A 22806-nucleotide genomic window follows, 5' to 3' on the forward strand; every position below is an offset into this window, starting at 1 on the left:
GTTCCCCCCCCCCCCCGCGCGCCGCGGGGCCCGCGGGCCCCCGGGTACGGGGGGCCCGGGGCCGTTCAGGGGCGGGGGTGCGACCCCCGCCGGTCAGAGGCTGTCCGGGGTCCAGTCGGCGACGAGTCCGAGGAGCCCGGGGAATCGGGCGTCCAGGTCGTCGATCCGGACGTGGCTGCGCCGCTCCAGGCCGTACTGGCGCTGGCGGATGACGCCCGCCTGGCGCAGCGCCTTGAAGTGGTGGGTCAGCGAGGACTTGGGCCGGTCCAGCCCGAACCAGCCGCAGGGGTGGTCGAACCGCTCCCGTTCCAGGAGGAGCTTGCGGACGATGGTGAGCCGCAGCGGGTCGCTCAGGGCCCCGAGTACGAGCTCCAGCCTGAGCTCCTCGACGGCCGGCTCGGGAAGCGCCTCCGGCAGGTCGGCCGGTTCCGGCAGGACGACGAAGGGCGGGGCCTGGCGCAGCGTCGAAGGCATGGGCGACTCCTCGTGGGCCGAAAGGATTTCGGACTCTCCTGTACGAGTCTCATCGTACTGCATGCTATGTTCGAGTTAACTCGTACTACGTCTGGCGGAGGGAGCGACCATGTCGGAGAGTCGGACGGTGTCGGTGCAGGAGGTCGCCGAGGCGGACCTGCCGACGCCCGGGAGGGAGCAGGGGGCGGCCGCGGGGACGCCCACCTGGTGGGTGTGGCTGGCCGCGTGGCCGGTGACCGCGGTGTTCGTCCTGTCCAACGCGGCGACCCCGCTGTACGTGGTCTGGCAGCGGGACATCGGGTTCTCCAAGGGCACCCTGACCGTCGTGTTCGCGTTCTACATCGTCGGGCTGCTGGGCTCGCTGCTGGTCTCCGGCGTGGTCTCCGACCGGCTCGGCCGCAAGCCGGTGCTGCTGCCCGCGCTGGGTCTGGCGGTGGCCGCCTGCGCGATCTTCGCCACCGCCTCGTCGGTCGCCGCGCTGATCGTGGCCCGGCTGTTCACCGGCATCGCGGTCGGCGCCGTGGTCTCGGCCGGCATGGCGGCCGTGACCGACGTGGCGGGCCCGGCCCGCAAGCGCCTCGCCGCCCTGCTCGCCTCCTGCGCGATGGTCTTCGGCGCGGGCCTCGGCCCGCTGCTCGCCGGGGTGCTCTCCGAGACGGCGCCCGGCCCGACCGTGACCGTCTTCGTGGTCGAGGCGGTGCTGCTGGCCACCGCGGTCTTCGCGGTGCTGCGGATGCCGGTCCGCCGGCCTGCCGCGCCGGCGAAGGGCGCCTGGATCCGGGTGCCCGGGGTCCCGCGCGGCAACGGCCTGCAACTCGCCCTCGGCATCGCGGTGTTCGCGCCCGGCATCACCGCGACCTCGTTCGTGCTCTCGCTCGGCCCGTCGCTGCTCTCCGGCCTGCTCGGCACCACCAGCCGGATCGTGGCCGGCGCGATGGCCTTCGTGATGTTCCTGACCGCCACCGCCGTGCAGTTCGCCGTCCAGAAGCTGCGCCGGCGCACCATCCTGATGGCCGGCGCGGTCTCCACCACGCTGGCCATGGTGACGCTGATCGCCGCCGTCCACGCCTCCTCCGTTCCCGTGCTGGTCGCCTCGGCCCTGCTCGCCGGGGCCGGCCAGGGCATGGGCCAGCTCGGCGGTCTCTCGCTGCTGAACTCCGCCGTCCCGCCGCGGCGCCTGGCCGAGGCCAACGCCGCGCTCAACGTGGGCGGTTACGTGCCGGCCGGGCTGCTCCCGGTGTCGGCCGGCTACCTCAGCGACTCCGTCGGGCTCACCGACGGGGCGACGGTCTTCGGCGTCGTCCTGCTGGTGCTGGCCGTCGCCGGCGGCCTGATCGTGGCCGGCAGCCGGGGCCGGCTGCCGGAGACCACCTGACCGGTCCGGCCTCCCCGACCGGCCCCCGTCCGGCCGGGTCGACCGGACCCGGGGTCCGACGGACCCCCGGCGAAGCGCACCGCGGCGATGCCCGCGGTGCGCTTCCGCGTGCGCCGGCCGCGCCCGCAGGGCCGGCCCGCCCGGGGTGCTACCTCGCGCTGATCGCGCGGAACAGCAACTCGGCGGTCTCGGACCAGCGTTCCACCACGTCGGCCCGCTCGTGGAGCACGTCCGAGATGTGCTGGGTGCCGAAGAACGCGGCCACCAGCGACCGCGCCGCCGCGTGCGGCGAGACCCCCTCCCGCAGCTCGCCCGCCGTCCGGGCGCTGATCAGCAGCGCGGTCAGCAGCTCGGTCCAGTCCACGTACGGGGTGGGCAGCTCGGCGTCTATCTGCGGCCGTTCGATCTGCAGCCGGGCGCCCGCCTGGACGACGATGTCGTCCCGGAACGCCGCCGCCGCACCCGCCAGCAGCCGTGCGGCCGTCTCCAGCGGCCCGCGCCCCTCGGCGGTGACCTCCTCCAGGAGCATCGGCCACCGGGCGTAGTGCTGTTCCACCACCGCGATGGCCAGCGCCTCCTTCGTCGGGTAGTGGAAGTAGACGGCGCCCTTGGTCATCTCGACCCGGTCCGCCACGTCCTTGACCGAGGTGTGGCGGAAGCCCTGTGTCGAGAAGAGTTCGGCGGCGGCGGTCAGCACCAGCAGTTTGGTGCGGGCCGCCCGGTCCTGTTTGGGGTCGGGGCCCCGCCGGGTGGTGATTCTGCGCACAGGGAACGGGGAGGTGGTCTGCGGCTCGGGCATGGACGGCTCCTGTGATGGTGGGGTCAACGGTGGTGCCGGATCGTCAGGGCGGGGGCGATTTGGACAGAGTGGCGCAAAATTTCGCCTCGACGGTAAACCTTCCAGAAGGTATGTTCCTGAGCTGTCGCTCCGGTAGGCACCGAAAGATAGCGGGCCTGCTCCCGTCGCCGCGACATGGGGGAGGAAGAATTCATGAACGTCCTGTCATCTCAGGTGCCCGGGCAGCGCCGTCCGCTGCTCCGGGAGGGCTGGAACGGCCTGCGTTTCGACCGGCACCTGCCGCGGGAGGCGGTCCACAAGCACGCCGACCCCGAGGTGCTCCTGACGGACGCCGTGCGGCTGGAGGAGGAACGGTTCGCGGTCGCCGCGCGCTGGCTCCGCGACCACCACCTCGGTCACCGGCGGGCAGCGGCGTCCGACCCGATGATGCTGGCCGAGACGGTCCGCCAGACCGCGATCCACCTGGCCCACCGGTTCCACGGCAGCACCTACGGCCACCCGTTCGTGCTGAACGAGCTCACCGTCGACCTCGACGAGGCCCTGTCGCCGACCGGCCCGGACGGCCTGGACGTCGGCCTCGACCTGCGCTGCCCGCCCGCCGCTCCCCGGCCCGGCCGGGAGCGGTTCGCGCTGGAGGGCCTGGCCTGGGCCGGCCACCGGCCGGTGGGGCGGGTCCGGATGCGCTGGGAGGTGCTGGAACCCGGCCGCTACGCGTCCCTCCGGCGACGGTCGGCCGACGCGGCGGGGGAGCCCGGGACCGCCCCGACCGCGCCCGTGCCGCCGGAGCCCCGGCGGGTCGGGCAGACGACCGACCGTGACGTGGTGATCGCCGCCGACCCGGCCCGCCCCGACCGCTGGTGGCTGCGGCCCTTCGAGGACCATCCGGTCCTGTTCGACCACCCCGTGGACCACGTACCCGGCATGGTCCTGATGGAAGCCTTCCGGCAGGCGGCCGCCGCCGCGTACGGGGCCGGTGACGCGGTCCGCGAACTGCGGGAACTCGCCACCGTGTTCACCGCCTTCGGCGAGCTCACGACGCCGGTCGCGATCGTCGCCGAGCCGGCGGACGGCGGCCCGGCCGGGGCGCTGCGCCTGACGGCGGTGCAGGACGGCCGGCCGATCGCCGCCGCCCGGGTGCGCCTGACGGCGGCGCCGGGCCCGGCCGGTGCGGGCCCGGTGGGTGGGGGAGCGGCGGCAACGGGCCCGGTGGGCGCGGGTGCGGGCCCGGCGGCCGGGCCGGCCGGGGCGGAGGGCAGGGCATGCTGAGCGACGTCCGGGCCGAGGGGCTCGACGCCGGGGTGCTCGACGCCGGGGTGCTCGACGTCCGGGTGCTCGGCGAGCTGGCCGGGACCGCCCGCCGGGACGCCGGGCGGGCCGAGGAGCTGCGCCGGCTGACCGGCGAGGTCGCCGACGGGATCACCCGGGCCGGCTTCCCGCGCCACTTCGTCCCGCGCCGGTGGGGCGGCACCGCCGGGGAGTTCGGGGCACTGGTGACCGGGGCGTCGACGCTGGCCGAGTCCTGCGCGGGCGCCGCCTGGTGCGCCGCCCTGTACGCGGCGCACGGCCGGCTGGCCGCCTACCTCCCGACGGAGGGGCAGCGCGACCTCTGGGGCGGCGGCCCCGACGTCCGGATCGCGGCCGCGGTCGTCCCGCCGCAGGGCCGGGCCGAGCGGGTGGGGGATGGCTGGCGCCTCGACGGCGAGTGGCGGCCGGCCAGCGGCGCGGACCACGCGGAGTGGATCCTGCTCGCCTCCTGGACCGAGGGTCCCGCAGGCCGCGAGCACCGGGTCTTCGCCGTGCCCCGTTCGGAGTTGACGGTGCTGGACACCTGGCACTCGGCCGGGCTGCGCGGCAGCGGCAGCACGTCCGTGGCCGCCGACGGGGTCCGCGTCCCGGACCACCGCACGCTCACGCTGGACGCGCTGCTCGTCCCGCAGCAGGACGCCGCCCGCTGCCACACCGTGCCGTACCCGATGGTCGCGGCCCTGGTGTTCGCCACGCCGCTGCTGGGCATCGCCCGGGCCGCCCTGCGCGAATGGACTGCCGGCGCCCGGCGCGCGGTCGACCCGCACCCGGCCGCGCACACCGTGCTGACGCACGCCTCGGCCAGGATCCACACGGCGGGGCTGCTGCTCGACGGCGCCGCCGCCCGGGCCGACCGGGGGGAGATCACCGCGCTCGCGGTGGCCGAGAACCGTCGTGACGCGGCGACCGCCGCCGTGCTCTGCCGTGAGGCGGTGGACGCGCTGTTCCTCGCGGCCGGTGTCGGGGCGCAGGCCCCGGGCTCGGTCCTGCAACGCGCCTGGCGGGACGCGGCGGCGGTGGCGGTGCACCGCACCCTCGACCCGGACGCGGCGGCCCGGGGCTACGCGGAGGCGGTCCTCGGCGCCGGCGGCGGTGCGGCGTGAGCGGTACGGCGCCCGCCCCGATCGCCTTCTTCGACGTCGACGAGACGCTGATCGCGGCCAAGGGGATGCTCGCGTTCTGGGACTTCTGGACGGCGGACCCGGCCCGCACGGACCCCGCGCACACGGACCCCGCCCGTACGGACCCCGCGCACACGGACCCCGCCCGTACGGACCCCGGCACCGCCGGGCCCGCCCCGACCGGGCCGGCGCGGCGACCCGGGGCACCGGACCTCCGGGCGGCGATGGCCGCGGGCGTGCCCCGCGAGGAGCTGAACCGGATGTACTACCGCCGGTTCGCCGGCGTGCCCGCCACCGCGCTGCGGTCGGCGGCACGCCGGTGGTACGAGGAGTACCGCCGGGGCGCCGCGGCCTTCGTCACGGCGAGCCTCGACGCGTTGGCCCGCCACCGGGACCTCGGGCACGAGGTGGTCCTGGTGTCCGGGTCGCTGCGCCCGCTGCTGGAGGCGGTGGCGGAGGACTTCGGCGCCGCCGCGGTGCGCTGCACCGAGCAGCTGGCGGCGGGGGGAGTGCTGACCGGGGAGGTGGACCGGCCGATGATCGGGCAGGCCAAGGCGGACGCGGTGGCGGCGCTGGTCCGGGCGCGGGGCGTCCGGCCGGCCGACTGTTTCGCGTACGGCGACCATGAGAGCGATCTCGCGATGCTCCGCACGGTCGGGCACCCGGTGGTGGTGAACGGCTCGGCGGAACTGCTGGCGGAGGCCGCGCGCGCGGGCTGGCCGGTGCTCGACGGGCGGCGCGGTCCGCGCCGCCCGCCGGGGCCGCCGGCGCGTCCGGCCGTCGCACACCGATCGGTTTCCGTCTGATGTGCGGACAGCCGGGCGGGCGTGCCCCCTGTCCTGAGAACATTCCTTTAGGAAGGTATGTTCTTGACCAGGAGGGCGCCCGCATGATCAAACAGGAGCGAGCACGGCGTACGCGGGAGAAGGTGCTGGACGCCGCCGCAGAGGAGTTCTCCGCCCAGGGGTACAGCAGGGCCACCCTCAACGCGGTGGCGCAGCGGACCGGCATGACGAAGGGGGCCCTGTACGGGCACTTCGCCTCCAAGCGGCTGCTGGCCGGGGCGCTGCTGCTGCAGTCCCGCAAGGTCTGGGAGGAGATGCGCCAGGCCCGGGACGTCCCGGGCGCCGCGGCCGGCGCGGTGCTGGAGTCGCTCGTCCTGGACCTGGCGCACCGGCTGAAGGAGGACGTCAGGCTGCGGGCGGCGCTCCGGCTGGCGACCGACTGCCCGGCGCTGGCCCAGATGGTGCCGGACATCTTCGAGGACGTGCAGCGGGGCCTGGCGAACCTGATCCGTCGGGCCCAGGGGGAGGGGAGCATGGCGCCCAGGCCGCCCGAACTCGTCGCCCAGCTGCTCCTGGCCGTGATGCACGGCGCGCCGCACGTGTCGTTCGGGCCGCCGGGCGCCTGCGGTTCGGCCGGCGCCTACGAGGCGGCGTGGCGGTTACTGCTGGCGGCGCTCGCCGGCCCGGCCGCCGGGACCGCCGCGACCGCCGGGGCCCCGGTTCCGGAGGGCGGGACTCCGGCGGGGTGCAGCCTGTGCCCGGATCCACGGGTCGTATGAGGGTTCCGTTACGGAACCGTTGAAAATACCCTCGTGAAGGTATTTTTAGGGAGAATGTGGCTGCCCCGGACCTCCGGGGCAGCCCACCGCCCGGCGGCGGACAGACCGGTCGCGGGTCGCGAACCGAGACGATGTGACGGAGGGGTGTCATGAGTGTGCTGCACGAAAGGATCGGATCGTCCGCCCTGTACCAAACGGAATTCGGTCACGCCCCGGAGGATTCGGCGCGGGTCGCCGCCCGGCGCGCGGCGGGTCATGCCGAGCACGTCGACGACTTCGACATGCGGCACCTCCGGTATTTCCTCACGGTGGTCCGGGCGGGGACCGTTTCGGCGGCTGCCCAGGAACTCCGGATATCCCAGCCGAGCCTCAGCCAGCAGATCAAGAGACTGGAAAGCCGGGTCGGCGCCTCGCTCTTCATCAGGAGTTCACGCGGTGTCGAACTGACGGCGAGCGGGCGGGCATTCCTCCGGGAAATCCAGTCCATTCCCGGGCAGCTCCGCTCGGCGATCGCCGCGGCTGCCCCGACCCCCCGGGTCTGGCCGGTCGGGGTCTGCGGCGGGGTGCCGACCGAGGTCCTCGCCGAGGTGCAGAACGGACTGGCCGGCGAGCAGGCCGACGGGGCCGTCCGGGCGGGCGCAGAGCTGCGCATGCGGCACGTGGGTGCGGCCGACCAGCCGGAGCTGCTGCACCACGGCGAGCTGGCGTTCGGCATCGTCCGGCTTCCGGTCACCACACCCGGTCTGGTCGGCGCGGTGGTCTGGGACGAACCGCTCGGGGTGGTCATGCGCCCCGACCACCGGTTGGCCGCCCGACCCGGCCTGACCTGGGACGATCTCGCCACCCAGCGGTTGCTCTGGTACGACGAGGGGTGTGCGCCGGGCTACGCCGAGACGATCCCGGCGCAGCTCGCCGCACTCGGCTGGCGGGCCGAGCTGCACCCTGTCGACGACCAGCAGGCGCTCTTCGTGCACACCCTGCAGACCGCCTGCGACCTGGTGGCGCTGCGTCCGCGGCTCGCCGTGCAGGGCGAGACGCAACTCCACTGGCGCCCGCTGCCCACCAGTGCGGCGCCGCGTGAACGGCTGGCGGTCACCGCGCTGGCCGGCGGCCGGGCCGCCCGGGTGCTCGCCCAGGTCGCCGAGCGGCAGGGCTGGCCCTTCCTCGCCTGAGGAGTTCGCCTTCCGCCGGTCCGCTGCCGTCCCACCCCCACCTCCCACCGCTGTCGCCACCTCTGCCCCCACCCGTATGCCCGGCCCGGAGAATGTTTTCTCCGGGCCGGGCGATTTTTTGCCCCGGGGTCATGGAAGGTTCACTTCCGGTGCCCGGGCGACTCCTTGCGGTCCCCCTCGTAGGGTCGGCCCATAGGACCGGTCCTATGGCTTCCACGCATTTTCTGTCTTGGCCCTCGGAACGCCGTTCGAACTATGGTTTGAGTGCGAAAGCGGGCAGGCCGGAACCGGGAACGGAAAACCCCGGAGGCCGTGCCGGTGACCCGCCGCCCGAGGAATTCCGGGCAGGGCGCCGGACGGTATTCACCGGCCGATCCACCAGTCGATCCGTCGTCGTCCATGTCGTTCCCGACGACGTTCAGGCCGCCGTTCCGTCCGCCACACCGACATTCGAGCTGGGAGCCGGGGAAGTCGTGATCTCGACCAAGTTGACAGAATTGCTGGGAATCGACCATCCGATCGTCAGCGCACCGATGGGCGGCGTCTCCGGCGGCCGGCTGGCCGCCGCCGTCACCCGCGCCGGGGGGCTGGGGCTCGTCGGCGTCAGCTACGGCGACGCCGCGTTCATCGACGAGCACCTCCCGCAGGCCGCCGAGGGCGGCGGCGTCTGGGGCGCCGGCTGCGTGATGTTCACCTTCGACGAGCGCCCCGGCCTCTGGGACAAGGTGCTCGGCTACGCGCCGCCCGTCATCGCCCTCTCCTTCGGCGACGCCGAGCAGGTGGGCCGCTACGTCTCCTCCGCCGCCGCGAGCGGTGCCCGGGTCGTGGTGCAGGTGCACGACACCGAGCAGGCCGTCGTGGCGCTGCAGGCCGGCGCGTCGGTGCTGGTGGTCCAGGGCGCCGAGGCCGGCGGCCACCACAAGACCCGGGCCACCCTCCCGCTCGTCCCGGCCGTGCTGGACCTCGTCCGGGGCGCCGTCCCGGTGGTCGCGGCCGGCGGGTTCGCGGACGGCCGGGGCCTGGCCGCGGCGCTGGCGCTCGGCGCCGACGGCGTGATGATGGGGACCCGCTTCGCGCTCACCGTCGAGTCGATCGCGACCGCCGGCTTCAAGACCTCGCTGACCGCCGCGGGCACCACCGACACCGTCAACACCCGGTCCTTCGACGTGCTCCGCGGCATCCCGTGGGACGAGGTCTACCAGGCGCGCTCGGTGAGCAACGCCTTCACCCGCGAGTGGACCGGCCGCGACGACGACCTCGCCGCCCGCCGCGCCGACGTCGAGCCGGGCTGGACCGCCGCCGTCGCCCGCGACGACGTCAGCCAGCGCGCCCTGTTCGCCGGCGAGGTCCTCGACCTGGTCAAGGACGTCCGGACCGCCGCCGCGATCGTCGAGGACACCGTCTCCGAGGCGGAGACCGTCCTGCGCGGCCTGGCGACGCGCATCGGCCGCTGACACCGGCTCAGCAACCGGCGCCGGCTCCGGCCGGCCCCTCCCCGCGTCCCTCCTCCCCGTGTTCGCCCTCTCACCGTCCGTCCTCCCACCGCACCGGAGAACACCGTGATCCACGTCCTCACCCTCACCTACCTGAAGCCCCGTGAGACCGTCACCGCCCACCTGCCGGAGCACAGGGCCTGGCTGCGCGACCACGCCGACCGCGGTCGCATCCTGCTCAGCGGCCCCCGGCCGGACGGCGGCGCCGTCATCGTCACCGCCGACCTCGACGACGCCACCGTCACCGAGCTGATCGAGAGCGACCCCTGGCACACGCTCGGCATCGCCTCCTACGAGCGGACCCCGTTCACCGCGGGCTTCGCCAGCCCCGGCGTGGTCACCACCCCCGAGCCCGGCGACGGCGTGCTGCTCATCAACGTGGCCACCACCGAGTCCGCGCCCGCCACCGTGGCCGCCCTCGCCTCCGCCGTCGAGCACGTCGCCGCCACCGCCGAGGGCTTCCGCGGCTCCCGGCTGCTGACCAGCGTCGAGGGCGACGCGGTGGTGAACCTCGCCGCCTGGTCCGACGAGAAGAGCTTCGACGCGATCTTCGACGACCCCGAGTTCACCCGCCGCTACCAGCGGTTCGCGACCACCACGACGGGTGCCAAGTACCGCCTGTACCGGACCAGCCGGGTCATCACCCCCAACCGCTGACCCGGCGTCCCGGCCGGGAGGCACACCCCCGCGCATCGCCCGACACCCGCCCACACCCCTCACACCGCGTAGGAGAACCATGTCAGGCACGTCCACCCCGGCCCCCGCGTACGACCTGATCGTCGTCGGCTTCGGCGCCGCCGGCCTCTCGGCCGCGCTGTCCTTCGCCGAGGCCACCGACGGCCGCGACCGGCCGGCCAGGATCGCGATCCTGGAGCGCTCCGGCAAGGAGGACCGCGGCGGCGCCACCCGCTGGACGGGCGCCTTCCTGCGGATCGACCAGCAGCGCCGGCTCGACTCCGACTGGGCCGAGCACGTCCACCGGGTCTCCGGCGGCCTGGCCGACCTCGACTACTGCCGCACCGTCGAGCGCGACACCCCCGGCACCCTCGCGTTCGTCGAGAAGCACGGCGTCGAGATCGCCTTCCTGGACTTCCCGCTGCCGCACACCTTCGCCGCCGGCGTCCCGTCCATGGTCCCGCCGGCCAGCCCGCGAGGTGGCGGCGCCGCCATCGTCGAACACCTCGGCGCCGCCCTGGAGGCGGACCCCCGGGTCGACATCCGCTACCTGACCGAGGCCCTGCGCCTCTCCACCGACGAGGACGGCGCCGTCGACGGCGTCGTCGTCCGCTGCCCCGACGGCCTCACCCGCACGCTGGCCGGCCGCGCGGTCGTGCTCGCCTGCGGCGGCTTCGAGGGCAACCCCGAGATGCTCACCCGGTACGTCGGGCAGAACGCCTGCGACCTCCCGCTGATTGCCCCCGGCATCGCCGCCAACCGCGGCGACGCGCTGCGGATGGCGCTGGAGCTCGGCGCCGACACCGCCGGCCAGTTCGACGGCATCCACGCCGAGCCGGTCGACACCCGCACCGACAAGGCCGACGCGGTCCTCTACGGCTTCGCCGCCGGAATCTTCGTCAACGGGCGCCTGGAGCGGTTCTTCGACGAGGGCCGCGACACCTGGGACAACACCTTCGAGCACGTCGGCTACGAGATCTGGAAGAACCAGGACCAGGAGGCGTACTGGATCGCCGACGCCAAGACCCTGGCCATCCCCGGCATCTCCGGTTCGCTGCTCACCGACGTGCCCCCGGAGCAGGCCGACACCCTGGCCGGGCTCGCCGCCAAGCTCGGCATCGACGCCGAGGGCCTGGAGAAGACCGTCGCCGGGTTCAACGCGGCCGTCTCCCCGGGCGAGTTCGACCCCACCCGGCTGGACGGCAAGCACACCGTCGGCCTCACCCCGGCCAAGTCCAACTGGGCCACGCCGCTGGACACCGCGCCGTTCATCGGCATCCCGGTGACCGCCGCGATCTGCTTCACCTACGGCGGCGTCCGCACCGACCTCGACGGCCGGGTCGTCACCCCGTCCGGCACCGCCATCCCCGGCCTGTACGCGGCGGGCGAGGCCACCGGCCTCTTCTACCACGCCTACCCGCCGGCCACCTCGGTGCTGCGCTCGCTGGTCTTCGGCCGCCGTGCCGCGCACCACGTGGCCGCCGGCCAGTCCGCCTGACGCGCACCCGACGTGTCCGCCGGACCCTTCCCGATCCAACCCGCACGTCCGCTTTCTGGAGGAGCCATGAGGATCACCAACATCGACGTCACTCTCCGGGACGGGGGGTACCGCACGGGATTCCACTTCCCGCTCTCCTACGCCCTGGAGCACGCCCGGCTGAGCGTCGAGGCCGGCTTCGACTGGGTCGAGATCGCCTACCGCAAGGGCTCGTTCGCCCCGATCCCCGACCTGGGCCTCACCGGCATCGGCGGCGACGACTTCATCGCCGCCATCGCCCGCGAGATCGGCCCCCACCGGGTCGCGATGATCCTGCACCCGAAGAACATCACCCGCGAGGACCTGCCCGCCATGTACGCGGCCGGTGCCCGTCTCGTCCGCATCATCCTGCCCGCCAAGGGCTACGAACCCGGCCTGGAGTACATCCGTCAGGCCCGCGACCTCGGCTTCACCGTCGGCGTCAACTTCGCCCGGATCAGCCAGTGGCCGGCCCGCGAGGTGGTCGAGGTGGCAACCGCCGCCACCGACGCCGGCGCGGAGGTCGTCTACCTGGCCGACTCCAACGGCAGCCTCTCCCCGCTGGACACCACCGACCTGACCACCCTGACCCGCTCGGTCACCGGCGGCGCGGTCGGCCTGCACGCCCACAACAACCTCGGCCTCGCGCTGGCCAACGCCATCAGCGCCGTCGCGGCCGGTGCGACCTGGATGGACTCCTCGATCCAGGGCATGGGCAAGGGCCCCGGCAACCTCATCGCCGAGCAGTGGCTGGCGCACCTCGACCGCACCGACCCGGAGAAGGCCGGCCACATCGACCTCGCCCCCGTCCTGCGGCTGGCCGAACTGCTGCTGGCCACCGTCCCCGAGGGCCGGCCGTCCCTGCCGCTGCCCGACCTCGTGCTCGGCCGCTACGACCTCTCGGTCGAGCACCGCAAGGAACTGCTCGGCGAGCACGGCGAGGCCATCGCCACCGCGCGCACCCTCGCCGGCGTCCGGTGACCACCCGGTGACCACCCACGCCGGACCGGTCGTGCCGACGGCGGTCTTCTTCCCCCGGACCGCCGTCGGCACGGCGCACGCCCTGGTCCTCGCCCCGGTGACCCCGGGCTGGGACGGCGGCGCCTTCTTCACCCCGGTCGTCCGCACCCTGGTCGGGGCCGGACTGCGGGTCACCGTCGCCGACACCCTCGCCCTCTGGGACGAGGAGGTGACCAGCCTGGCCGGTCTGGCCGCACGCTGGCGCGAGGTGCTGCCGACCTTCGGGCCCGTCGACGTGCTCTGCGGCAACGCCCTGGGCGGCGCCGTCGCCCAGGCGCTGCTCCCTGACATCGACCCCGCCACCGCCGCGCTGTTGGTCTCCGGACCCGCGCGCAGCGACACCGCCCTCGCCGGGCGGCTCGGCGCGATCGCGGACCTGGCCGCCGCCGGCCGGCCCGCCGCCGCCCTCGACCTACTGTCCCGCCGGATCCTGCCGCAGGGCCGGACACCGGACACCGGGGGCGTCCCGGCGCCGGCCACGGAGCCGGACCCCAGGACGGCTCCCGCGACGGAGACCGACGCGGACCCCGCGACGGACACCGAGGCCGGGCGGCGGCTCGCCGGCGGCCTGCGGCTGCTCCGCGACATCGACCTCACCGACGCCGTCCGCGCCCACCCCGGCCCGCTGCTCCAGATCGTCGGCGGCCGGTCCCAGCTCGTCACCCGGCGGCACACCGCCGCCGCTTCCCACCACGTGGTGCACGTCGTCCCCCGAGCCGGCATGCGCCCCCACTTCGACCAGCCCGCAGAGGTCTCCGCACGCGTCGAGGCACTCCTGCGCGAGAAAGGACTCCGGTAATGCCTGCCGCACCCGCCGCACCCGCCGCATCCGCCACCAGGAGCATCGCCGTCCTGCCCGGCGACGGCATCGGACCGGAGGTCGTCGAAGCGGCCCTCGCCGCCGTCGAACGCCTGGGCCTCCCGCTCGACCTGCGCTTCGGCGACATCGGCTGGGAGTGCTGGCGACAGGAGGGCGACCCGGTGCCCGCGCGCACCTGGAAGCTCCTGGAGGAGACCGACACCTGCCTGCTCGGCGCCATCACCAGCAAGCCGCTGCGCGAGACCGAGGCCGAACTCGTCCCCGAACTGCGCGGCACCGGCCTCGGCTACGTCTCGCCCGTCGTCCAGCTCCGCCAGCGCCTCGGCCTCTACGCCAACATCCGGCCCGTCACCGACCTCGACCACGGCCGCTTCGACTTCACCGTCATCCGGGAGAACACCGAGGGCCTCTACGCCGGGCTCGACCTGCACGGCCTCGACGGGGCGCTCTGGGACGCGGTGCGCCACCACCCGAACGCCGCCGCCTCCGGCCCCGAGCACACCAGCGTCACCCTGCGCCTCCAGACCCGGTTCGGCATCGACCGGCTGCTGCGCTTCGGCCTCGAACACGCCCGGGCCCGCGGCAAGCGCCTGCTCACCCTCGTCGACAAGCCGATGGTCCTCCGCAACAGCAGCAACCACCTGCGCGAACGGCTCGAACTGATCGCGGGCGAGTACCCCGGGATCGAGACCGAGATCCTCAACGTGGACGCCGTCGCGCTCTGGATGGTCCGCCGGCCGGAGCGGTTCGGCGTGCTCGTCGCCGAGAACATGTTCGGCGACATCCTCTCCGACCTCGGCGCCGGGGTCATGGGCGGCCTCGGCCTCGCCCCCAGCGGCAACATCGGCGACCAGGGCAGCTACTTCGAGCCCGTGCACGGCTCCGCCCCCGCGATGGCGGGCCGCGGCCGGGCGAACCCGATGGCGATGCTGCTGACCGTCGCCCAGATGCTCGACCACCTCGGGCTGACGGTGCCCGGCGAGGAACTGCGCGCCGCCGTGCGCGGCGTCGCCCGCGCCCGGACCACCGTCACCTACGACCTCGGCGGGACGGCGGGCACCCGCGAGGTGGCCGAGGCCGTGGCCGGAGCCCTGGACGCCGCGGCCTCCCGGCCCTCCGCCGGGGCCGCTGTACGGCGGCCGGGCGCCGGTGATCCACCGGCGGAGACCGACGAGGTCGTCGACCGGCTGGCCCGCCTCGACACCGCCTCGGTCTCCGACGCGCTGGACAGCCTCGGCCTCCCGGGCGTCCTCGCCGGTCTGGCCGCCCGCGTTCCCGGGGCCCGCACCGCCGGACGCGCCTACACCGTCACCTACCGGCCCGTCGACGACACCCGGGGCGGCTTCCGCAACGCGGCCAACTACCTCGACGAGGTACCCGCCGGCTCCTTCGTCGTCGTCGACAACGGCGGCAGCACCGCCTGCACCAACTGGGGCTCGCTGCTCACCGCACTCGCCCGGAGCCGGGGCGCGCGCGGCACCGCCGTGTACGGGTCGGCCCGCGACGTCGCCGAGATCCGGGCCGCCGGGTACCCGCTGTTCAGCACCGGCGTCACCATGGTCAGCGGCAAGAACCGCGTCGAACTCGACGCCACCGGACGGGACGTCACCATCGGCGAGGTCACCGTCCGCCCGGGTGACGTGATCGTCGCCGACGACAACGGAGTCCTCGTCGTGCCCGCCGGACAGGCCGTCGAGGTGGCCGACCGGGCCGAACGCGTCGAAGCCACTGAGGCCGCCATCGCCGAGGCGGTGGCCGGCGGGCTGCGCCTCGACGAGGCCCGCCGGACGTTCGGCTACGCCGAGCCGTGGGAGGGGCCGGCGCGCAGGACCGGCGATGCCTGACGGCCCCCGGCCCCCGGCGGTCCGGTCGGCGGCCGGGCCGGCACCCCGGTCGGCCGGGCCGGTGATCGGGCCGGCGGGGCCGCCGCCCTCCGAGGGGGCCGCGGCGGGGGAGCGGTCCCGGACCGGGGAGCGTCCCCCGGCCGACCGGCAGGTGGTGGACGTCCACTACCACGCCGGACCGGACCTCTACCGGCGCCGGCTGACCGCCGCCGGCGCCGGGCGGGCCTACGCCGGGATCGACGGCTGGGTCGCCGTCAAGAGCCACCTCGGCTCCACCGCCGCGTCCGCCTGGGAGGCCCGCCAGGAGGGACTTCCGGTCTCCGGCGCCGTCGTCCTCAACGAGCTCGCCGGCGGCGTCCGGACCAGGGTCGTCGAGCAGGCCGTCTACGCCCACGGCCCCGACAGCCCCGCCCGGCTGCTCGTCCACCTGCCCACCCACATCGGCCCCGCCCACCCGTCCCCCCTCCACCGCGCCCCCTTCCACCCGCTGCTCGACCTCGAACGGTGGCGCGGCCCACGGATCCTCGACGGCACCGGCCGGCTCGCCCGGCCGGTGCGCGAGGTGCTCCGCGCCGCCCGGGACCTTCCGGTCGTCCTGGCCACCGGTCACTGCGACCGGGAGGAGACCCTCCGGGTGGCCGACGAGGCCGCCCGGCTCGACGTGCCCCGGCTGCTGCTGACCCACGCCACCCACCCGATGTCCGGCCTCACCCCCGCCGACCTCGCCGGCCTGGCCGACCTGCCCGGCCTCTACGTCGAACTCACCGCCCTGATGCTGCTGCTGGGCCACCGGAGCCCGGGCCACCTGGCCGAACTGGTCCGCGCCCACCCCCGGATCGTCTTCAGCTCCGACCTGGGCCAGCCCGACCAGCCGGACCCCGCCGGCTGGCTGGTCCGCAACACGGAGTGGTTCCGCGCCGCCGGCCTCACCGGAACGCAGGTCCGCGCCGTCACCCGGCTGAACCCGGCCGCGCTGTTGGCGCCCTGAACCCCGGGCCCCAACCCGCCCCCGCCCGTTGCCCTGTCGATGGGCCTGTCTGCCTGTCTGCCTGTCTGCCTGTCTGTCGGACGGCCCGCCTGCCCGTCGGCCCTGGGCCGACCCGAAACCGCCCCACCAGGGAGAACCCATGAACGCCCCGATCGCGAACGCGGCCCTGCGCGCCGACATCCGGCGCCTGGGCGACCTCCTGGGCGAGACACTGGTCCGCCAGGAGGGCGCCCACCTGCTCGGTCTGGTCGAACAGGTCCGCCTGCTCAGCCGCACCGACGGTGAGGCCACCGCCGAACTCCTCGCCGGCGTCGACCTGGAGACCGCCGTCGAGCTGGTCCGTGCCTTCTCCACCTACTTCCACCTCGCCAACGTCACCGAACAGGTCCACCGGGGGCGCGAGTTGAGAGCGGCCCGGGAGCGCAGGGAGTCCCCGCTCGGCCGCGTCGTCCGGGAGGCGGCGGAACGCTCGCCGGAACTCCTCGCCGACGCCGTCGCCCGCCTCAACGTCCGCCCCGTCTTCACCGCCCACCCCACCGAGGCCGCGCGCCGCAGCGTCCTGCACAAGCTCCGCCGGATCGCCGCCCTGCTCGACACCGCCGGCACCCCGTCCCACGAGGCCGACCGCCGCCGCCTCGACACCCGGCTCGCGGAGCACATCGACCTCGTCTGGCAGACCGACGAACTGCGCGTCGCCCGCCCCGAACCCGCCGACGAGGCCCGCAACGCGGTCTACTACCTCGACGAACTCCACGCCGGCGCCGTCGGCGACCTCCTGGAGGACCTCGCCGCCGACCTCGACCAGGCCGGTGTCCGCCTGCCCGACGACACCCGCCCGCTCACCTTCGGCACCTGGATCGGCGGCGACCGGGACGGCAACCCCAACGTCACCCCCGACGTCACCTGGGAGGTTCTCCTCCTCCAGCACGAGCACGGCATCGACGCCGCCCTCCGGACCGTCGACGAACTGCGCGGCCTGCTCTCCCACTCCGTCCGGCACACCGGCGTCACCGAGGAACTCCTCGCCTCGCTCCGCACCGACCTGGCCGACCTCCCCGAACTCAGCCCCCGCTACCGGCGCCTCAACGCCGAGGAGCCCTACCGCCTCAAGGCCACCTGCGTCCGCCAGAAGCTGGAGAACACCAAGCGGCGCCTCGCCGAGGGCACCCCGCACACCGAGGGCCGCGACTACCTCGGCACCGCGGGCCTCCTCGCCGACCTCCGCCTCGTCCAGGACTCGCTGCGCGAACACCGCGGCGGCCTGCTCGCCGACGGCCGGCTCGCCCGCACCGTCCGCACCCTCGCCGCGTTCGGCCTCCAGCTCGCCACCATGGACGTCCGCGAGCACGCCGACGCCCACCACCACGCCGTCGGCCTCCTCGTCGACCGCCTCGACGAGGAGTCGTGGCGCTACGCGGACATGCCCCGCGACTACCGGCAGCGCCTGCTCGCCAAGGAGCTGACCTCCCGCCGGCTGCTGGGCCCGGCTCCCCTCGACCCGGCCGCCGCCCGCACCCTGGACGTCTTCCACACCGTCCGGCGTGCCCTGGACACCTTCGGCCCCGAGGTCGTCGAGTCCTACGTCGTCTCGATGTGCCGCGGCGCCGACGACGTCCTCGCGGCCACCGTGCTCGCCCGCGAGGCCGGCCTGATCGACCTGCACGCCGGGACCGCCCGGATCGGCCTGGTACCGCTGCTGGAGACCACCGACGAACTGCGGGCCGCCGGTCACATCCTGGAGGACCTGCTCGCCGACCCCTCCTACCGCCGGCTGGTCACCCTGCGCGGCGACGTCCAGGAGGTCATGCTCGGCTACTCCGACTCCTCCAAGTTCGGCGGCATCACCACCTCCCAGTGGGAGATCCACCGCGCCCAACGGCGGCTGCGCGACGTCGCGCACCGGTACGGCGTCCGGCTGCGCCTCTTCCACGGCCGCGGGGGCACCGTCGGCCGCGGCGGCGGCCCCTCGCACGACGCGATCCTCGCCCAGCCGTGGGGCACCCTGGAGGGCGAGATCAAGGTCACCGAGCAGGGCGAGGTGATCTCCGACAAGTACCTGCTGCCCTCGCTCGCCCGCGAGAACCTCGAACTCGCCGTCGCCGCAAGCCTCCAGGCCACCGCCCTGCACACCGCGCCCCGGCAGTCCGCCGAACAGCTGGCCCGCTGGGACGCCGCCATGGAGGTCGTCTCCGCCGCCGCCCACACCGCCTACCGCCGGTTCGTCGACCACCCCGACCTGCCCGCCTACTTCTTCGCGGCCACCCCGGTCGACCAGCTCGCCGAACTCCACCTGGGCTCCCGTCCGTCCCGCCGCCCCGACTCGGGCGCCGGCCTGGACGGCCTGCGCGCCATCCCGTGGGTGTTCGGCTGGACCCAGTCCCGCCAGATCGTCCCCGGCTGGTACGGCGTCGGCGCCGGCCTCGCCGCCGCCCGCGAGGCCGGTCTCGGCGACGTGCTCGACGAGATGTACGGCCAGTGGCACTTCTTCCGCAACTTCCTGTCCAACGTGGAGATGACGCTCGCCAAGACCGACCTGCGGATCGCCCGCCACTACGTCGACACGCTCGTCCCGGCCGAGCTGCACCACGTCTTCGACACCATCCGCACGGAGCACGACCGCACCGTCACCGAAGTGCTCCGGGTCACCGGCGCGTGCGAACTCCTCGACCAGCAGCCCGGGCTCAAGCAGACCCTGGCCCTGCGGGACGCCTACCTCGACCCGATCTCCTACCTCCAGGTCGCCCTGCTCCGACGCCGCCGCGCCGCGGTCGCCGCCTCCACCGGGGCGGACCCGCTCCTCGCCCGCGCCCTGCTCCTCACCGTCAACGGCATCGCCGCCGGACTTCGCAACACCGGCTGACCCCACGGGAGTTCCCCACCATGACCGCCAACACCCCACACCCCGGGGGGCCTTCCCGCCGGACCCTGCTGCGGACCGCCCTCGGCACCACGGCGGTCGCCGCGACCACCGCCACGGCCCTGTCCGCAGGTGCGCCCCGTGCCGAGGCCGCCCGCCCGCGTCCGCGTCCGTCACGGCTCGGCGCGCTCAACGAGCAGTCCGCGGTCCGCTCGTTCACCCTCGGCGACACCCGGATCACCTACGTCGTCGACGGCGCCATGGAGCTGGACCCGGCCGGCTTCCTCCCCGCCGTCCCGCCCGCGTACTGGCGGGACCACCCCGAGGCCCTGACCCCGGGCACCGGACGGATCGCGGCCTCGGCGGGCGGCGTCCTCGTCGAACGGGGCCGGCGGCGCCTGCTGATCGACGCCGGCCTCGGCGCCAACGTCCTGTCGCCGGCCCTCGGCCGCTCCCGCGGCGGCGCCCTGCTGGACACCCTGCGCGCCCTGCGGGTGGCGCCCGAGTCCGTCGACACGGTGGCCTTCACCCACCTGCACACCGACCACACCGGTCTCGGCTTCCGCCCCGGCGGCCGGGACCACGCGCTGCGCAGGGCCTTCCCGAACGCCGACTACCGGGTGGCCGGCGCCGAGTGGGGGCCGTTCTGGCGCGGCGAGATCACGGTCGGCGCCCCCTCCTGGGACACCTTCATGGTGCCGATGTCGCGCGTCCTGCGGCCGTTCGACGACGGCGCCGAGATCTGGCCCGGCGTCACCGCGCTGATCACCCCCGGCCACAGCCCCGGCCACACCTCGTACGTCGTCACCGCCTCGGCCGGCCGGCGTCTGGTGGTCTTCGGCGACGCCTTCCACACCCCGGCCCAGATCAGCCACCCCGAGTGGCCCTCCGGCCCCGACACCGACACCGCCGCCGTGCTGCGCGCCCGCCGGACCCTGCTCGACCGGCTTCGTGCCCCGGGCAGCTACGGCTTCGCCTTCCACTTCGGCGACCAGCCCTTCGGCCGGGTCCTGCCCGACCGCACCGGCACGCTCCGCTGGCACCCCGTTCCGACCCGCCCCCTCCTTCCCGCGCCCCTGCGACTCCCCTGAAACGCCGGCCGGCCGCGGTGACGCGGTGATCCCGGACCACCGCGTCACCGTGCGGCGGACCGGCCGTGTCCGACGAAGCGAAAGTGCGAAGCGAAAGTGCTGGTCACAGCCGCCGACGAGCGGCCGTGACCAGCACTTTCCCAAGCGAACTACTCCAGCGGGAGTTCTCCGTCGGGCCCCGCTCACCAGGTCACGGGCAGTGACCGCATCCCGTAGATGAACGACTCGGTACGGAACTCGCGCTCGCCGGCCGGCCGCAGCCCCGGCAGTCGGCGGAACAGCGTCTCCAGGGCGATCTGGAGTTCGGCGCGGGCCAGCGGCTGGCCCAGGCACTGGTGCACGCCGAAGCCGAACGCCAGCTGCCGCCGGGCGTCCCGGTAGAGGTCCAGCTCGTCCGTCGCCCGATGGCCGGCGCCGCCGAACACCGCCTCGTCCCGGTTGGCGGTGGAGAGCATCGCCATCACGCCCTCCCCGGCCCGGACGGTGACGCCGCCCAGCTCCACGTCCTCCAGAGCCACCCGGGGAAGGCCGGTGTGCACGATGGTCAGCAGCCGCAACAGCTCCTCCACCGCGCCCGGCAGGGTGGCCGGGTCGGCCAGGCCGGGGATCTGCTCGGGGTGCTCCAGCAGCAGCGCGGTCGACAGCGAGATCATGTTCGCGGTCGTCTCGTGCCCCGCGACCAGCAGCAGCACGCCCATGGCGGCCGCGTCGTCCGGGGTCAGGTCGTCCCGCGCCGCGAGCCGGCTGAGGACGTCGTCCTCCGGCTGTGTCCGCTTGCGGGCCGTCAGGTCGCGCAGGTAGCCCAGGACCCCCTCCTGGGCCTCCCGGAGCTGCTCCACGGTGCTCTCCCGGTTGAGCATCGTGCGGCTCAGGCTCTGGAAGCGGTCGTGGTCCTCGTAGGGCACGCCGAGCAGCAGGCAGATCACCAGCGAGGGCACCGGCAGCGCGAAGTCGGTGACCAGGTCGGCCGTGGTCCGGCCCGCGGTCATCCGGTCCAGTGCCTCGTCCACGATCCGCTGGATCTCCGGGCGCAGCGCCTCCACCCGCTTCACCAGGAATTCCCCGGTGACCATGCGGCGCTGGCGGGCGTGCTCGGGGTCGTCGAGCCGCAGGAAGTCCGGATTGTCGGTGATCAGCTCCTCGCGGGCGCCGGCGACCAGCAGCGGGAAGGCCGGGTGGCGTATGTCGGCACTGAACCGGCGGTCGGACAGCACGGTGCGGACCTCGGCGAAGCCGGTGACCATCCAGCAGAGGTCGCCGTCGGGCAGCTTGGCCCTGGTCACCGGCCCGGTGGCGGCGGCCTCGGAGTACGGGGGCGGCGGGTCGAACGGGCAGCCGCCGGAGTGCCGGGCCGGCAGCGGGAGGACGGGGGTGGTGGGTGCGGTGGTCAAGACGGGGATCTCCTCACGTCGCGGGTGTTCTCGTGGGGTTCGGGGCCCGGGAAGGTTCCCGGCGGCCGGTGGGGCCGGCGGCGGGGGTCCGTCAGGCCCCGGTCCGCGCGGGCTCGTCCCCGGTGACGGTGATCGCCCGGCCCGGGCAGAGCTCGGAGGCGAGTCTGACGTCGTCGAACTGCTCGGGCAGCAGGACGGTCTGACGGAGGATCACAAGACTGTCCCGGTCGTCCTGGTCGAAGACCGCGGGGGCGTTCGTCACGCACATGCCGGAGCTGCAGCAACGGTCCCGGTCGACGCTCACCTGCATGTCAGGCACCTTTCGCCAGGGCGGCGCCGACTGTCCGGCAGCCGCCTCTCGTTGTCACGGTCAACCTGGCCATCGCTGGTCCGTTCACGGAGGGGTGCGGTGGCCGGATCGAGAAGATTCCCTCTGTCCACGTCCAGGGTCCTGGACGTCATGTCCGCAGATGTCATTGTTCCGGGTGCCTCGATTTCCTCGCATGTCGAGTCGACGGGCGCGAAGCGCGTCCGGGGGACTTCGGATTCAGCGGTGGTTTTCCAAGGTGCCTTCCGTACAGGCAGGGGAGCCGTACGGACGGGCCGCAGCCGGGGTTCGCGGGTCCGGCCGCGTTGCCGGCCCGGGGCACGGCATCGGCGATCTGGACGGCAGGCGGCCGAGCGGTTCAACCGCCGGGGTGGGGCGGAATCGGGTGCGTTCGATGGTTTCTCTCACGCGTGTCGGTCGTCGGGCCCCCGATTGCGGATGGTCGCAACTCCCGTGCTCATGACGGTCTGCGGGTGGTCTGGTGTGCTGCGGTGTGACCTTATCACCAGATGTTCCGAGTCAAATCGACTGACAGCGAGGGTTTCTGAGTTCGATTCGGGTGCAACTCGCAGTAGCCTTGCCCGAATAGGTAGTCCGACCTCTGTGCCCCGTCGCAGGTGGGAGGTGTACGCAGGGGAGGGCTTGCACCTGTGGGCAGCCGTCGGTCCGTTCGGGTAGTGCACCTGCGGGCAGCGGGCCTGCCCGCAGGTGCAGCGAATGGGGAACCGTCAACCGTTTTCCCGGGACCGGCCGCCAATGTGCTGTCTCTCCCAAGCCCGCGGTTGTTCCACGGGTTTGTCCGATCTCGTCGGCGTGCGCGCCGGATTCGTTATCGCTATCGACGACGGGAATATCCGCTGGGATACCTCTGACCGGCGTCACCGGGACGGTGGGCCGCGAGGTGGCTCGGCTGCGCCGGCTTTCGGCGGGCCGGGGCGCCGGCGGCGTGCCGTGAACGGCGAGGCGCCGGGGC

General features: G+C 74.4%; 19 protein-coding genes. 15 read left to right on the forward strand and 4 right to left on the reverse strand.

Features of this window, described 5'->3' with window-relative positions; translation table 11 throughout:
* Window positions 1-93: 93 nt before the first annotated feature.
* Entirely contained in the window at window positions 94-474 is a 381-nt protein-coding gene (locus tag ACFWIC_RS21065; protein ID WP_380519699.1) for an ArsR/SmtB family transcription factor, read from the reverse strand.
* A gap of 109 nt (window positions 475-583) precedes the next feature.
* Here ACFWIC_RS21065 and ACFWIC_RS21070 point away from each other — a divergent pair, with 109 nt between their 5' ends.
* Complete coding sequence (locus ACFWIC_RS21070; protein WP_380519700.1) at window positions 584-1849, forward strand: MFS transporter; 1266 nt, start codon at window positions 584-586, stop codon at window positions 1847-1849.
* Window positions 1850-1997: 148 nt separating this feature from the next.
* Here ACFWIC_RS21070 and ACFWIC_RS21075 read toward each other — a convergent pair whose 3' ends face one another.
* Complete coding sequence (locus ACFWIC_RS21075) at window positions 1998-2648, reverse strand: ScbR family autoregulator-binding transcription factor (protein WP_329948232.1); 651 nt, start codon at window positions 2646-2648, stop codon at window positions 1998-2000.
* Between the two features lie 192 nt (window positions 2649-2840).
* Between ACFWIC_RS21075 and ACFWIC_RS21080 the strand changes: the two genes are divergently transcribed.
* From ACFWIC_RS21080 to ACFWIC_RS21145, 14 genes are all read left to right on the forward strand, one after another.
* Window positions 2841-3914 (forward strand): ScbA/BarX family gamma-butyrolactone biosynthesis protein, encoded by a 1074-nt coding sequence (locus tag ACFWIC_RS21080; protein ID WP_380519701.1) that lies wholly within the window; start codon window positions 2841-2843, stop codon window positions 3912-3914.
* Window positions 3908-5056 carry an oxidoreductase gene (locus tag ACFWIC_RS21085; RefSeq protein WP_380519702.1) on the forward strand — a complete coding sequence of 383 codons (1149 nt, stop codon included), beginning with the start codon at window positions 3908-3910 and terminating at the stop codon, window positions 5054-5056. The genes ACFWIC_RS21080 and ACFWIC_RS21085 overlap by 7 nt, the downstream gene beginning before the upstream one ends.
* On the forward strand, window positions 5053-5880 hold the full coding sequence (locus ACFWIC_RS21090; RefSeq protein WP_380519703.1) for an HAD family hydrolase: 828 nt from the start codon (window positions 5053-5055) through the stop codon (window positions 5878-5880). The genes ACFWIC_RS21085 and ACFWIC_RS21090 overlap by 4 nt, the downstream gene beginning before the upstream one ends.
* Window positions 5881-5963: 83 nt before the next feature.
* Window positions 5964-6638 carry a TetR/AcrR family transcriptional regulator gene (locus ACFWIC_RS21095; RefSeq protein ID WP_355406256.1) on the forward strand — a complete coding sequence of 225 codons (675 nt, stop codon included), beginning with the start codon at window positions 5964-5966 and terminating at the stop codon, window positions 6636-6638.
* Window positions 6639-6787: 149 nt separating this feature from the next.
* Complete coding sequence (locus ACFWIC_RS21100) at window positions 6788-7810, forward strand: LysR family transcriptional regulator (RefSeq protein ID WP_380519704.1); 1023 nt, start codon at window positions 6788-6790, stop codon at window positions 7808-7810.
* A gap of 206 nt (window positions 7811-8016) precedes the next feature.
* Entirely contained in the window at window positions 8017-9264 is a 1248-nt protein-coding gene (locus ACFWIC_RS21105) for an NAD(P)H-dependent flavin oxidoreductase (RefSeq protein WP_380519705.1), read from the forward strand.
* A 105-nt stretch (window positions 9265-9369) separates the two neighbouring features.
* Window positions 9370-9960: a YciI family protein gene (locus tag ACFWIC_RS21110; protein WP_380519706.1), complete on the forward strand. Its 591-nt coding sequence runs from the start codon at window positions 9370-9372 to the stop codon at window positions 9958-9960.
* 79 nt (window positions 9961-10039) lie between these two features.
* Complete coding sequence (locus ACFWIC_RS21115) at window positions 10040-11476, forward strand: FAD-binding protein (protein WP_380519707.1); 1437 nt, start codon at window positions 10040-10042, stop codon at window positions 11474-11476.
* A 66-nt stretch (window positions 11477-11542) separates the two neighbouring features.
* Window positions 11543-12475 carry a hypothetical protein gene (locus ACFWIC_RS21120; RefSeq protein WP_380519708.1) on the forward strand — a complete coding sequence of 311 codons (933 nt, stop codon included), beginning with the start codon at window positions 11543-11545 and terminating at the stop codon, window positions 12473-12475.
* A gap of 7 nt (window positions 12476-12482) precedes the next feature.
* Window positions 12483-13313 carry an alpha/beta fold hydrolase gene (locus ACFWIC_RS21125; protein ID WP_380519709.1) on the forward strand — a complete coding sequence of 277 codons (831 nt, stop codon included), beginning with the start codon at window positions 12483-12485 and terminating at the stop codon, window positions 13311-13313.
* Window positions 13313-15178 carry an isocitrate/isopropylmalate family dehydrogenase gene (locus tag ACFWIC_RS21130; RefSeq protein ID WP_380519710.1) on the forward strand — a complete coding sequence of 622 codons (1866 nt, stop codon included), beginning with the start codon at window positions 13313-13315 and terminating at the stop codon, window positions 15176-15178. Before ACFWIC_RS21125 ends, ACFWIC_RS21130 begins: the two co-directional genes overlap by 1 nt.
* Window positions 15171-16166 carry a DUF6282 family protein gene (locus ACFWIC_RS21135; RefSeq protein WP_380519711.1) on the forward strand — a complete coding sequence of 332 codons (996 nt, stop codon included), beginning with the start codon at window positions 15171-15173 and terminating at the stop codon, window positions 16164-16166. The genes ACFWIC_RS21130 and ACFWIC_RS21135 overlap by 8 nt, the downstream gene beginning before the upstream one ends.
* 139 nt (window positions 16167-16305) lie before the next feature.
* Entirely contained in the window at window positions 16306-19026 is a 2721-nt protein-coding gene (gene ppc, locus ACFWIC_RS21140) for a phosphoenolpyruvate carboxylase (RefSeq protein ID WP_355406238.1), read from the forward strand.
* 20 nt (window positions 19027-19046) lie between these two features.
* A complete protein-coding gene (locus ACFWIC_RS21145) occupies window positions 19047-20114 on the forward strand; it encodes an MBL fold metallo-hydrolase (RefSeq protein WP_380519712.1) in 1068 nt (355 codons plus the stop codon).
* A 182-nt stretch (window positions 20115-20296) separates the two neighbouring features.
* Here ACFWIC_RS21145 and ACFWIC_RS21150 read toward each other — a convergent pair whose 3' ends face one another.
* Window positions 20297-21505 carry a cytochrome P450 gene (locus ACFWIC_RS21150; protein WP_329948030.1) on the reverse strand — a complete coding sequence of 403 codons (1209 nt, stop codon included), beginning with the start codon at window positions 21503-21505 and terminating at the stop codon, window positions 20297-20299.
* A gap of 91 nt (window positions 21506-21596) precedes the next feature.
* Entirely contained in the window at window positions 21597-21815 is a 219-nt protein-coding gene (locus ACFWIC_RS21155) for a ferredoxin (protein WP_380519713.1), read from the reverse strand.
* Window positions 21816-22806 lie beyond the last annotated feature (991 nt).

It is taken from the genome of Kitasatospora sp. NPDC127035 (assembly GCF_042726075.1).
Lineage (GTDB): Bacteria > Actinomycetota > Actinomycetes > Streptomycetales > Streptomycetaceae > Kitasatospora.

Bases quoted from the DNA above. Each gene is read 5' to 3' on its own strand.
- ACFWIC_RS21065 (WP_380519699.1), bottom strand. From the start codon at position 474: ATGCCTTCGACGCTGCGCCAGGCCCCGCCCTTCGTCGTCCTGCCGGAA.
- ACFWIC_RS21070 (WP_380519700.1), top strand. From the start codon at position 584: ATGTCGGAGAGTCGGACGGTGTCGGTGCAGGAGGTCGCCGAGGCGGAC.
- ACFWIC_RS21075 (WP_329948232.1), bottom strand. From the start codon at position 2,648: ATGCCCGAGCCGCAGACCACCTCCCCGTTCCCTGTGCGCAGAATCACC.
- ACFWIC_RS21080 (WP_380519701.1), top strand. From the start codon at position 2,841: ATGAACGTCCTGTCATCTCAGGTGCCCGGGCAGCGCCGTCCGCTGCTC.
- ACFWIC_RS21085 (WP_380519702.1), top strand. From the start codon at position 3,908: ATGCTGAGCGACGTCCGGGCCGAGGGGCTCGACGCCGGGGTGCTCGAC.
- ACFWIC_RS21095 (WP_355406256.1), top strand. From the start codon at position 5,964: ATGATCAAACAGGAGCGAGCACGGCGTACGCGGGAGAAGGTGCTGGAC.
- ACFWIC_RS21100 (WP_380519704.1), top strand. From the start codon at position 6,788: ATGAGTGTGCTGCACGAAAGGATCGGATCGTCCGCCCTGTACCAAACG.
- ACFWIC_RS21105 (WP_380519705.1), top strand. From the start codon at position 8,017: ATGGCTTCCACGCATTTTCTGTCTTGGCCCTCGGAACGCCGTTCGAAC.
- ACFWIC_RS21115 (WP_380519707.1), top strand. From the start codon at position 10,040: ATGTCAGGCACGTCCACCCCGGCCCCCGCGTACGACCTGATCGTCGTC.
- ACFWIC_RS21120 (WP_380519708.1), top strand. From the start codon at position 11,543: ATGAGGATCACCAACATCGACGTCACTCTCCGGGACGGGGGGTACCGC.
- ACFWIC_RS21130 (WP_380519710.1), top strand. From the start codon at position 13,313: ATGCCTGCCGCACCCGCCGCACCCGCCGCATCCGCCACCAGGAGCATC.
- ACFWIC_RS21135 (WP_380519711.1), top strand. From the start codon at position 15,171: ATGCCTGACGGCCCCCGGCCCCCGGCGGTCCGGTCGGCGGCCGGGCCG.
- ppc (WP_355406238.1), top strand. From the start codon at position 16,306: ATGAACGCCCCGATCGCGAACGCGGCCCTGCGCGCCGACATCCGGCGC.
- ACFWIC_RS21145 (WP_380519712.1), top strand. From the start codon at position 19,047: ATGACCGCCAACACCCCACACCCCGGGGGGCCTTCCCGCCGGACCCTG.
- ACFWIC_RS21155 (WP_380519713.1), bottom strand. From the start codon at position 21,815: ATGCAGGTGAGCGTCGACCGGGACCGTTGCTGCAGCTCCGGCATGTGC.